At 38.7% G+C, this 11,818-nt stretch carries 10 protein-coding genes; 7 read left to right on the forward strand and 3 right to left on the reverse strand.

What is annotated here, in order from left to right:
• Positions 1-299 precede the first annotated feature (299 nt).
• The 3 genes from AKG98_RS14890 to AKG98_RS14900 are packed head-to-tail and all read left to right on the forward strand — an operon-like array spanning position 300 to position 5,036.
• Positions 300-2,222, forward strand: a complete 1,923-nt coding sequence (locus AKG98_RS14890) for a PrkA family serine protein kinase (protein WP_067047390.1) — start codon at positions 300-302, stop codon at positions 2,220-2,222.
• Between the two features lie 22 nt (positions 2,223-2,244).
• Positions 2,245-3,513, forward strand: a complete 1,269-nt coding sequence (locus tag AKG98_RS14895) for a YeaH/YhbH family protein (RefSeq protein ID WP_067047393.1) — start codon at positions 2,245-2,247, stop codon at positions 3,511-3,513.
• 11 nt (positions 3,514-3,524) lie between these two features.
• Positions 3,525-5,036, forward strand: coding sequence for a SpoVR family protein (locus AKG98_RS14900; RefSeq protein WP_067047396.1), 1,512 nt, complete (start codon positions 3,525-3,527; stop codon positions 5,034-5,036).
• Positions 5,037-5,101: 65 nt separating this feature from the next.
• Here the strand turns inward: AKG98_RS14900 and fadR are convergent, their stop codons facing one another.
• Positions 5,102-5,881, reverse strand: a complete 780-nt coding sequence (fadR, locus tag AKG98_RS14905) for a fatty acid metabolism transcriptional regulator FadR (protein WP_067047399.1) — start codon at positions 5,879-5,881, stop codon at positions 5,102-5,104.
• A 254-nt stretch (positions 5,882-6,135) separates the two neighbouring features.
• Here fadR and nhaB point away from each other — a divergent pair, with 254 nt between their 5' ends.
• The 3 genes from nhaB (at position 6,136) to AKG98_RS14920 (ending at position 8,732) form a co-directional block, all read left to right on the forward strand.
• Positions 6,136-7,722, forward strand: coding sequence for a sodium/proton antiporter NhaB (gene nhaB / locus AKG98_RS14910; protein ID WP_067047401.1), 1,587 nt, complete (start codon positions 6,136-6,138; stop codon positions 7,720-7,722).
• A gap of 163 nt (positions 7,723-7,885) precedes the next feature.
• Positions 7,886-8,410 carry a disulfide bond formation protein DsbB gene (gene dsbB, locus AKG98_RS14915; protein WP_067047404.1) on the forward strand — a complete coding sequence of 175 codons (525 nt, stop codon included), beginning with the start codon at positions 7,886-7,888 and terminating at the stop codon, positions 8,408-8,410.
• Positions 8,411-8,423: 13 nt separating this feature from the next.
• Positions 8,424-8,732: a DUF1244 domain-containing protein gene (locus AKG98_RS14920; RefSeq protein WP_067047406.1), complete on the forward strand. Its 309-nt coding sequence runs from the start codon at positions 8,424-8,426 to the stop codon at positions 8,730-8,732.
• Between the two features lie 93 nt (positions 8,733-8,825).
• Here the strand turns inward: AKG98_RS14920 and AKG98_RS14925 are convergent, their stop codons facing one another.
• Both AKG98_RS14925 and AKG98_RS14930 read right to left on the reverse strand, forming a co-directional pair.
• The gene (locus AKG98_RS14925) at positions 8,826-9,107 is read right to left on the reverse strand and encodes a pyrimidine/purine nucleoside phosphorylase (protein WP_067047409.1); all 282 of its coding nucleotides are present in this window, start codon (positions 9,105-9,107) and stop codon (positions 8,826-8,828) included.
• 137 nt (positions 9,108-9,244) lie between these two features.
• Complete coding sequence (locus AKG98_RS14930) at positions 9,245-10,462, reverse strand: hypothetical protein (protein ID WP_228140320.1); 1,218 nt, start codon at positions 10,460-10,462, stop codon at positions 9,245-9,247.
• A gap of 280 nt (positions 10,463-10,742) precedes the next feature.
• Between AKG98_RS14930 and AKG98_RS14935 the strand changes: the two genes are divergently transcribed.
• Positions 10,743-11,702: a lipid A deacylase LpxR family protein gene (locus AKG98_RS14935; RefSeq protein ID WP_067047412.1), complete on the forward strand. Its 960-nt coding sequence runs from the start codon at positions 10,743-10,745 to the stop codon at positions 11,700-11,702.
• Positions 11,703-11,818 lie beyond the last annotated feature (116 nt).

Consider the following 11,818-nt stretch of genomic DNA (forward strand, 5'->3'; position numbering starts at 1 on the left):
ATAATATTTAATCACATCTTGATTAGACTATACTTTGTTTATATATTGTTATATCAATAAATAATAATACAAAAGTCCGCAAAATAACCCTTACATCTCCTCATTCACTAACAAACGCACGATTACCTTTTAAATAATATATTGCAGCCATAATTAAAAAACAATAAAACGCTTATAAAACCGCAATTTAATTGCGCAATTTTAAAATCAAAGTCTAAATTTAGATTAGAAGTGAGAAATACTTCAGACTTGTAGATGCTAATGTTTGCGGATGCAAGTAATTACATTTGGGGGTAACTATGAGTATTTTTGAACATTACCAGCAAAGATACGAAGAAAGTCGTGAAGAAGAGTATACCATTCAAGAATTCTTGAATTTGTGCCGTGACGACAGAAGTGTATATGCATCTGCAGCTGAAAGATTACTAAACGCAATTGGTGAGCCTGAAATGGTTGATACCGCAACCGACTCTCGCCTAAGCCGATTATTTTCAAATCGTGTTGTAGCACGTTATCCAGCCTTTAAAGATTTTTATGGTATGGAAGATGCCATCGAGCAAATTGTCGCCTATTTAAAACATTCTGCTCAGGGCTTAGAAGAAAAGAAACAGATTCTGTATCTACTTGGCCCAGTGGGCGGTGGTAAATCATCACTCGCCGAAAAATTAAAAGACTTAATGCAGAATTTACCAATTTATCGCATTAAAGGATCTCCCGTTAACGATCACCCTTTTAGTTTGTTTGACGTGAATGAAGATGCCAGCATTCTGCGTAACGAATACGGTATCCCAACCCGCCGCCTTGGGCATGTAATGTCACCTTGGGCTGCTAAACGTTTGAAAGAATTTGGCGGTGATATAAGCCAGTTTAAAGTAGAAAAAGTGCGTCCGTCTATACTCCATCAAATTGCCATTGCTAAAACTGAACCCGGTGATGAAAACAACCAAGATATTTCCTCGTTAGTTGGTAAAGTTGATATTCGTCAGTTAGAGCATTTTTCACAAGATGACCCCGATGCATACAGCTATTCAGGCGCGCTTTGTAAAGCAAACCAAGGAATGATGGAATTTGTCGAGATGTTCAAAGCCCCCATCAAAGTGCTACATCCTCTACTCACTGCAACGCAAGAAGGTAACTACAACAGTACCGAAGGTCTATCAGCTCTGCCTTTCGAAGGGATTATCCTTGCTCACTCCAATGAGTCTGAGTGGCAAACATTCCGTAATAACAAAAACAACGAAGCGTTCTTAGACCGTGTCTATATTGTTAAAGTACCTTACTGTTTACGCGTGAGTGAAGAACAATCTATATACCGTAAACTATTAGAAAACAGTGCGCTACACAATGCTAAATGCGCACCTGGTACACTTGATGCGTTGTCTCAATTCACCGTGTTATCGCGTCTTAAAGATCCTGAAAATTCATCAATCTACTCCAAAATGCGTGTTTACGACGGCGAAACGTTAAAAGATACCGATCCAAAAGCAAAGTCATATCAAGAGTATCGTGATTATGCAGGCGTCGACGAAGGTATGTCTGGCCTATCAACCCGTTTTGCTTATAAGATTTTATCAAAAGTATTCAACTTTGATCATGCCGAGGTTGCAGCAAACCCAGTTCATCTTTTTTATGTATTAGAACAACAAATTGAACGAGAGCAGTTTCCTCAAGACATTGCGGACCGGTATTTAGAGTTTTTAAAAGGTTATTTAATTCCCAAATATGTAGAATTTATTGGCAAAGAAATCCAAACCGCTTACTTAGAATCTTATTCTGAATATGGCCAAAACATATTCGACCGTTATGTAACTTATGCTGACTTCTGGATCCAAGATCAAGAATACCGAGATCCTGAGACAGGCCAGTTATTTGACCGTGAAGCATTGAATAATGATCTGGAAAAAATAGAAAAGCCTGCAGGTATCAGCAACCCTAAAGACTTCCGTAATGAAATCGTTAACTTTGTACTCCGTGCCAGAGCCAATAACAGTGGTAAAAACCCGTCTTGGGTTAGCTATGAAAAACTCCGTACTGTGATCGAAAAGAAAATGTTCTCCAATACCGAGGAGTTGTTACCCGTTATCTCATTTAACGGCAAAACATCCACAGACGAACAACAAAAACATGACAATTTTGTTGACCGCATGATGGAGAAAGGCTACACCAAGAAACAAGTTAGGCTATTGTCAGAATGGTATTTACGCGTACGTAAATCATCATAACCGTATTTTTTAGGGGAATGAGATGGCACATTTTATTGATCGCAGATTAAACGGCAAAAATAAAAGTACCGTTAATCGACAACGCTTTATGCGTCGTTATAACTCACAAATAAAAAAGGCGGTATCTGATGCTGTAAACAATCGTAGTATTCAGGATATTACATCTGGAGAAAGTGTCAGTATTCCAACTCGTGACATCTCGGAACCTATTTTCCACCAAGGTAAAGGCGGTAAACGTACCATAGTTCACCCTGGTAACGACCAATTCATTACTGGTGATAAAATTAACCGACCACCACCAGGTAGCGGTTCAGGTTCTGGCGGAGGAGAAGCCAGCGATAGTGGTGAAGGTAATGATGATTTTAATTTTCAAATTTCAAAAGACGAATACCTTGATCTGTTATTTGAAGATTTAGAGTTACCGAATTTACAAGAAAATCAGTTTAACAGTATCGTTGAAATGAAAACCCGCCGTGCGGGCTATACTTCACATGGTAACCCCGGCAATATTTCGATTATTAAATCATTACAAAATTCATTGGCGAGACGTACTGCATTAGCCGCTGGCAAAAAAAGAAAAGTAAAAGCGCTACAACAGCAAGTTGATGAATTAGCGAATCAGGACGAAATTGAAGGCCAATTTGTTCGCGAATTAAAAAAAGAAATTGCGGAGTTGAAAGAACGGATCAGTAAAGTGCCGTTCATCGACACTTTTGACTTGCGCTATAACAACTTTGAACAATATGCAGTGCCGAATAGCCAAGCTGTCATGTTTTGTCTAATGGATGTCTCAGGCTCGATGGATCAGCCAACTAAAGACATGGCTAAACGTTTCTATATCTTACTGTACCTGTTCTTAACACGTACTTATAAAACGATTGAAGTGGTTTATATCCGTCATCATACCCAAGCAAAAGAAGTCGACGAACATGAATTCTTTTATTCACAAGAGACGGGTGGCACAATTGTATCGTCCGCTTTAAAACTAATGGATAAGATTGTGACCGATAAGTTTCCAGTGAATGAATGGAACATTTACGCTGCACAAGCTTCTGATGGCGATAATTGGGCTGATGATTCACCACTATGCCGTAAGCTATTACTAGATAAAATCATGCCTAAAGTCCGTTATTTCAGCTATATCGAGATTACCAATCGTGCCCATCAGACTTTATGGCGAGAATATGAAAAAGTAGCAAAAGAATACTCACAGTTTGCCTTACAGCATATTCGCCAGCTGGAGGATATTTACCCTGTATTCCGAGAACTATTTAAAAAACAAGCCGCTTAGGGAGAGTCTATATGTTAAGAGATGAAGTGAAGCAGCTCAACGATGGTCCCGATTGGAATTTTCCACTACTAGAAGAGTATCATATCGAAATTAAACGTATTGCAGAATACTACCGACTTGATACTTACCCCAATCAAATTGAAGTCATCACCGCAGAGCAAATGATGGATGCTTACTCTTCTGTAGGGATGCCTATTGGTTATAATCACTGGAGTTTTGGTAAGAAATTTATTCAAACAGAACAAAGCTATAAACGTGGTCAAATGGGGTTAGCATATGAAATTGTTATCAACTCTAATCCGTGTATTTCTTACTTAATGGAAGAGAACACCATTCCAATGCAAGCATTAGTTATTGCACACGCCTGCTATGGACATAACTCTTTTTTTAAAAGAAATTACTTATTTAAATCATGGACAGATGCAGATTCAATCATTGATTACCTGGTCTTTTCCAAGAATTATATTGCTGAATGTGAACAAAAATACGGTATCGATGCTGTCGAAAATATTGTCGATTCATGTCATGCATTAATGAATTATGGCGTTGATCGTTATAAACGCCCAAGTGAACCATCACTCAGTGAAGAAAAACGACGCCAACAAGAACGCACAGATTATTTACAAACTCAAGTCAATGAATTATGGCGTACCCTCCCCCAATATAATCAAAAACCAGAGCCTGTTGAACCAAATTACCCAGTAGAACCCCAAGAAAACATTCTCTATTTTGTAGAAAAAAATGCGCCTCTGTTACAGTCTTGGCAGCGCGAAATAATTCGTATCGTTCGCAAAATCAGTCAATATTTTTATCCACAAAAACAAACTCAAGTCATGAATGAAGGTTGGGCAACATTTTGGCATTATACCATCACTAACCACATGTATGACGAGGGGTTAGTGTCGGATAAATTCATGTTAGAAATCTTGCATAATCATACTAACGTCATTGTGCAACCAGCTTATAATAGCCCGTATTATTCAGGAGTGAATCCTTATGCATTAGGGTTTGCCATGTTTACAGATATTCGACGTATTTGCGAAAACCCGACCGAAGAAGATACAGCTTGGTTCCCTGATATTGCGGGTAGTGATTGGTTAGAAACCTTGCATTTTGCAATGCAAAATTTTAAAGATGAAAGTTTCATTAGCCAGTATTTGTCACCTAAAGTAATGCGTGATATGCACCTTTTTTCAATCGAAGATAACGAAAACAGTAAATTTATTGAAGTATCGGCGATTCATAATGAAGAAGGGTATCAACAATTGCGAAATAAGCTATCAGCCCAGTATAATCTCAGTAATAACGAGCCTAATATTCAGGTATTTAATGTCGACAAAAAAGGGGACCGTTCTTTAACACTACGCTATGTGCCTCACCAAGAGATACCACTAGACGCGAAATCAGCACAAGAAGTAATGAAACACCTTCATCGATTATGGGGCTTTGATGTTAGGTTAGAACAAGTTCAAACTAATGGCAATGTGGAGGTTATCAGCCAAAGTTCCCTCCCTAAGGTCTAAACTGTCCCGCGGATATAAAAAAACCAGTCAATGACTGGTTTTTTTATAAGATTATTGCGTAATCATTATTTAATACGTTGTTCAAAAGCGACGCAAATATCATCCCATGTTTCATCACGGTACTGCTGCCAAAGTAGGCCTGAGTTCATACCATAGTTACGGATAACGTTTAAGCTCTCATCCGCTTGATTATTTTGAGCTATCTCTTTCAATTCTTGGTAGAAATTTCGTGCTAATACACGAGCTTCAGGATAATCAAAATAAATTTTACCCAAAATACGGTACATATTATCAAAACCATTCAGGATCAACGCATAAACTAAATTACCTGATAAAAAGGCTAATTTATGTAGCATACTATAATCATACGCAGTATAGGCTTCTTTATCATCAGCAAGTTCTTCAGCTTCATTTAGAATTTCTACAACACGTTCAGGATCGCGTTTGATCGCAGCTCGAATAAAAATAACGCTAATATTAGTACGGGCAGATAATAAATCACTCACCAATTCAGGTAAACGCTCAGGATCCAATCGCACTAAATCTTCTAAAATAGATAGACTCGATGTTTCCCAAAAATTATTAACCTGTGTTGGTTTCCCATGACGAATAGTGAGCCAACCATCACGCGCTAAACGTTGTAATACCTCACGTAACGTAGTACGAGTAACACCAATAAGCTCAGAAAGTTCTCTTTCTGCTGGAAGAATTGAACCTGGAGGGAAGCGATTTTTCCAAATCGATTCGATCAGATATTCTTCGGCAAATCCAGCTGGGCTTTTCGCCTTAATAATACCGTCATTCCGACGCTTTTTCTTCGTTGTTTTACTATCAGTAATATCCATTTAACTTCTCATTTGGAAATATAACAGGTTGTGTCCTTTAGAATCTTAGCATCCTGATGCAAGTCCGACCAGATTTAAATTAGATACTATCACTAGAATAATTATTTTCCGATTTAAATATTAAAATAAATTTAATTGCAATAACAATAATCTGTATCAATAAAAAGGATGGCGCACCTAACGAAATATGCTTAGAATATCCCCGTTTTCAAATCCCTTAAACTTAATCTTAACCAAATATTGGATAACCCCTCATGGACATAAGCCTTAGTACGGCGGCAAAGTTAAACTTCTTAGGTAATTCACCTCAGTGGTATAAAATTGCAATCATTGCCTTCCTCATTATTAACCCAATTGTTTTTTCAATTGACCCGTTTATTGCTGGTTGGTTATTAGTTATCGAATTTATTTTTACCTTAGCAATGGCCCTAAAATGCTATCCTCTTCAACCCGGTGGCTTGCTTGCTATTGAAGCGGTCGCAATAGGGATGACATCAGCCGACCAAGTTCAGCATGAAATTGTGAGTAACATCGAAGTATTATTATTATTAATCTTCATGGTTGCAGGTATTTATTTCATGAAGTCGTTATTACTTTATGTATTTACCAAAATGCTGATTAATATCAAATCAAAAGCATTACTTGCACTTTCTTTTTCTCTTGTTTCAGCTTTCTTATCTGCATTTTTAGATGCATTAACAGTTATCGCGGTTGTCATTAGTGTCGCTATTGGTTTTTACAGCATCTATCATAAAGTCGCTTCAGGCCGTGATTTTAAACATGACCATGACCATACTGATGATGAATCTGTAAATGAACTTAAGCGTCAAGATCTTGATGATTACCGTGCGTTCTTACGAACGCTTATGATGCATGCTGGTGTCGGTACTGCACTTGGTGGTGTATGTACTATGGTGGGCGAACCACAAAACCTAATTATTGCTGAACAAGCAGGTTGGGATTTTCTGGAATTTGCACTACGTATGGCCCCCGTAACGGTTCCTGTATTCTTTTTTGGTCTATTGACTTGTGTCCTAGTCGAGAAATTCAAAGTCTTTGGTTACGGCGCGGAATTACCGGCGGCTGTACGTACTATCCTTGTCGATTTTGACAAGTATGAAGATGCAAACCGCAGCCAACGTGAACGTGTTAAACTTTACACGCAAGCAGCCATTGGGGTTTGGTTAATTATTGGTCTTGCATTTCATTTAGCGTCGGTTGGTTTAATTGGTTTATCTGTCATCATCCTAGCCACAGCATTAAATGGTATTACTGAAGAGCACGCACTGGGTAAAGCATTCGAAGAGGCACTGCCTTTCACGGCATTACTTGCTGTATTCTTCACCATTGTTGCTGTGATTATTGATCAACAGTTGTTCATTCCACTAATTAACTCGGTACTTGCTGCAGACCCACATCAACAGCTACCGCTATTTTACTTAGCGAATGGTATCTTGTCGATGGTGAGTGATAACGTATTTGTTGGTACCGTTTATATTACTGAAGTTAAAGCGGCATTAGATAATGGTACCATTACGCGAGACCAATTTGATTTACTTGCTGTGGCAATTAACACAGGTACAAACCTACCTTCTGTTGCGACACCAAATGGACAAGCTGCGTTCTTATTCTTATTAACGTCTGCAGTAGCGCCACTGTTACGCTTATCGTATGGCCGTATGGTTATCATGGCATTACCATATACGATTGTGATGACGTTAGTTGGTCTTGGTGCCATTATCTACTTCTTAGAACCAGCAACAACGATGATGCTTGATATGGGTTTAATTACCGCCCATGTAGAATCTGCAGCTGAAGCGGTTAAATCAGCCGGTCACTAGTCTAGCTAAAACATAAAAAACGCCGCTATTCGCGGCGTTTTTTATACAAGTAATCGCTTTACATAAGCATTTATTTTTACACATTTTTACACTCTACATCTCATATCTAACGCCACAATATGTTATAAAAGTAGATAGTTATTAAATTCATTTGAGACAATATATGTACCAGTTTATTTCTAACCTACCAAAACAACGCCTTCCTTGGGTTTTACTCGCCCTAACAGGTTTGGGGTTAGAAGCATCAGCCCTCTTCTTCCAATATGTGATGGAATTAAGCCCTTGTGTATTATGCGTTTATGAACGTGTAGCAATCATAGGCATTATTATTGCCGGCTTAGTGGGTGCGATAGCCCCTGCGAATCCAGCGATACGCTTAAGTGGTTTTACATTATGGTTTGTCAGCGCGGGTTACAGTTTAAGCCTCGCAATTGAGCATACCGACATTCAATTGAACCCTTCGCCATTTTCAACGTGTGACTTCTTCCCTAATTTCCCGACTTGGGCACCGCTCCATGAATGGGCACCATGGTTGTTTAACCCAACCGGTTTTTGTGATGAAATTAACTGGCAGTTCTTATCGTTTACAATGCCACAGTGGTTAATTGTAGCGTCTTCTATTTACTTAGCTGTTGCAGTTATCGTTTTTAGTTGCCATATTACAGGCCTGATTAAGTCAGCGAAATAACAAGGAATTGATAATGAGCAAACCAGAATTAACTCAAATTCAACAAGATCAGTTGGACGCGAAAGTATTACAACGTTTGTTAGCGCATTTAGATGATAACAAACAAGTTCAAAATATTGATTTAATGATCTTGGCTGATTTTTGCCGTAACTGTTTAGGTAAATGGTATAAGTCTGCGGCAGATGAACTGGAACTAGACGTGACAGATGAACAAGCGAGAGAACGCATCTACGGAATGCCTTATGCTGAATGGAAAGAAAACCACCAGCTACCAGCAACTGAAGAGCAACTTGCTGCATTCAATGCGAAGCAAAAAAAATAACACTAAGCAATTAATTGCTTACTAAAAGGGGAGAGTAAACATAACGTTTACTCTCCCCTTTTTCACTACTCTATGACTTAATTTACCTGTAAATTAACCGTATTGGCAAAGGTATGCTGTTTCTTTCGCTACTTTAACTTGAAACTTACTGTCACCAAGCACATTGAATTGTTCACCAGCATTGAATGTTTGCCATTCAGATTGCCCTGGAAGTAACACAGTTAACGCACCAGTAATCACAATCATCACTTCAGCTAAGGCGGTACCAAACTCATATTCACCGACCGCCATCACGCCAACACTTGCTTCTTTATCCGCTTCTTTAAATCCAATCGAAGCGACTTGACCATCAAAGTACTGATTTATCTTAAACATTTAAAATCCTTTTATACGATTAACTAATCTCTTAGTTCTCAGAATAACTGAAAAAATGTCTGATTAACAGGTCCCCCCTATTACTAAGATAAATAGTGCAAAGGTAAAATAGCACAAGGTTAAATAATTTATATTGATTAAAAATTATAATAACCAGTCAATTGGATCATGTTGTCATCGTTATAGCTTTTATTCGCATAGTCATCATCATTGATATTAAACCACCAACCTTCAACGCCAACAGAAAGTGCTTTCGTCACATTCACTTTTGCCTGAACAAAACCATGCTGAGAGCCAAAATCAAAATCATAATTATGACCGATGAGTAATTCGCTATTGTTTAAACCATTCAAAGTAACTCTTACACCCGCAAATATGTCATTTTGAAAACTATTATCAAGCGCTTCTTTACCATGCTGATCCCAGCTATATTCACTCAGTAAGTTAACGCCAATATTTTTAGTTTGTAGCAACCTAAACTCCGCACCCAATACCGCAGCACGCGTCGATTTACTTTCAACGATCTTATATAGCACTTCACCTTTTAAAATAATCCGGTTCAAATCAGCTTTAATATCTATTGATATCTGGTCAACTAAATTCACATACCAAATTGGCTCGCCCACTGCTGACTTTAGCAATTCGGGGGTACGTGTATGTCCGCCAAAATAACTCACACCAACATCAATGTTTTTGGCACTTTTACTGTAGCGAAATGCAACATCTGGGTGATACTCTTCGCCCCAACCCGCATATTCATAGCTATAATCATTCTCGAAACTAAAACGAGCGCCTAGTGTAGGTAAGGCAGGTTCTCGGTAACCCACCAGTAGCATGGCTTCCAGTAACGCACCTTTTAGGTCGATACCCAACCTAAACATAGGCTGGCCTAGCTTATCCTCTCCATTTGGTGATTCGAGATAATCCGTTTGATTCACAATATCAACTAAATGGTGGTTTTCCATCACCCCCCAGTGTACTTGATCAAAACCAATAGAAGCTTCCCATTTTTGAGTAACAAGCGCAGCTTTAAACTCTCTCAAATCAATATGCGTACGTTCATCATCACGTTCATCAATACGAACAAAGGGATGTACTGTATACACCATATTGTTTTTTTTAGATGACGCTTCTATATGCGGAGATAAAGCCGCTGATAGTTGATGATAAACAGGATAAGGGTAACTATCACTCACTGGATATGTCGATTGTTCAGGACTATCTAGGAAAATCCGCTGCTCTAAGCTCGCACTACCCTTTACTTTTATTTCAGCATTCACATTTGTCATAACGCTCGACGTTACGAGGCCGAAGGTGATTAAACCACAGCATTTTATTAATGATTTCAATTTCATTCCCCATCAAAGAAACCAGTAACTAGGGCGAAGTAATAAACAACGATCCTTGTTGTCTCATTAGTATGTCTTTGTATGTTGATACGAAGCAATTTTTTTAGCCAAAATCATACCTAATAAGTATCAAGTACTAGCACCAAGCAATGAGAACGCATTAGACTCACGTCAATCAAGCATTAAATTAACGCCCAACTCACAATGCTGGTACAATTAATGCTTAATATCTATTTATTCACATATTCAATAAATAACGACATAAAAATGACAATAAGGAAAACACATGCGTTTTAAGTTATGCAGCATTATTTTACTGACTTTAAGCCAAATTAACGCGAGTTTTGCAAGTGGCTGGTTATTTGGCATGCATAATGATGTGATTTCAAATGAAGATGGTAATTATACCAATGCTGTTTTCATCAATTATACAACTGAAGAACCCGCATTAAATAACCGTTTTTGGCAAGCATTAACGCCTTTTGATCCAAACCCACTGAAATATGCCGTTAATTACCAAATTGGACAACAGATGTGGACACCGAGTGATATTTCGGCGACGACACCACAACCAAATGAACGCCCATACGCAGGGCTATTATTTGGTGAAGCTAGCGTATTAGGTTACAGCGCCGTCAGCTCTTATCGACTCTCGTTGCTACTGGGAACAGTCGGAGAACAGTCAAAAGCAGGTGATACACAAACCAAGCTTCATGAATGGATTAGTGCAACTCCACCACAAGGCTGGGAATATCAAATTGAAGATGAAGTCGTATACCAGGTCACAGCAGAGGCGGATCAACTTGTCGGCCGTCCGCAAATGCTTATTGGTGAATCAGATTTGTCAGTTTATCAACGCTTAGCCGTAGGTAATTTTCAAAGTGAAGTGGCATTGGGTTCAACTGTACGCTGGGGACCAGATTTAGGGGCTAACTATAATAACCTAAGCCTACACCCTCAGCGGCTACAAGGCATGTTACTGGCACCAAACAGCTCAGGTATTATGCTTTATGCAACAGCCGAAGTTCGTTATCGTTTCAACGATATTACGATTGGAGGTGATACACCTGATGAAGTTCCGGATATCACGTTAAATAACGTACAAGTAACAGTTGCCGGAGGTTTACTTGCTTATTACCACAATATCGGCATCAAATTTAGTGTCGTGGCAATGAGCCCTGACTATGAAGAAGACAAGCATAAAGAATACGTAGTAGGAAGCTTGGGATTCTTCTGGCAGTTTTAATAGAATTCCCTCACAAAGTGGTCGAAATATGCCCGTTTCTTAAAATAGCTAAAAGTAGTTATCTGTTACTAATTAGCCGTGTTAGTATTCCCGCAAATCAGTCACTTTTCCGCTTT

The sequence above is a fragment of the Moritella sp. JT01 genome, from assembly GCF_001574435.1.
Lineage (GTDB): Bacteria > Pseudomonadota > Gammaproteobacteria > Enterobacterales > Moritellaceae > Moritella.

Bases quoted from the DNA above. Each gene is read 5' to 3' on its own strand.
- AKG98_RS14890 (WP_067047390.1), top strand. From the start codon at position 300: ATGAGTATTTTTGAACATTACCAGCAAAGATACGAAGAAAGTCGTGAA.
- AKG98_RS14895 (WP_067047393.1), top strand. From the start codon at position 2,245: ATGGCACATTTTATTGATCGCAGATTAAACGGCAAAAATAAAAGTACC.
- AKG98_RS14900 (WP_067047396.1), top strand. From the start codon at position 3,525: ATGTTAAGAGATGAAGTGAAGCAGCTCAACGATGGTCCCGATTGGAAT.
- fadR (WP_067047399.1), bottom strand. From the start codon at position 5,881: ATGGATATTACTGATAGTAAAACAACGAAGAAAAAGCGTCGGAATGAC.
- nhaB (WP_067047401.1), top strand. From the start codon at position 6,136: ATGGACATAAGCCTTAGTACGGCGGCAAAGTTAAACTTCTTAGGTAAT.
- dsbB (WP_067047404.1), top strand. From the start codon at position 7,886: ATGTACCAGTTTATTTCTAACCTACCAAAACAACGCCTTCCTTGGGTT.
- AKG98_RS14920 (WP_067047406.1), top strand. From the start codon at position 8,424: ATGAGCAAACCAGAATTAACTCAAATTCAACAAGATCAGTTGGACGCG.
- AKG98_RS14925 (WP_067047409.1), bottom strand. From the start codon at position 9,107: ATGTTTAAGATAAATCAGTACTTTGATGGTCAAGTCGCTTCGATTGGA.
- AKG98_RS14930 (WP_228140320.1), bottom strand. From the start codon at position 10,462: ATGAAATTGAAATCATTAATAAAATGCTGTGGTTTAATCACCTTCGGC.
- AKG98_RS14935 (WP_067047412.1), top strand. From the start codon at position 10,743: ATGCGTTTTAAGTTATGCAGCATTATTTTACTGACTTTAAGCCAAATT.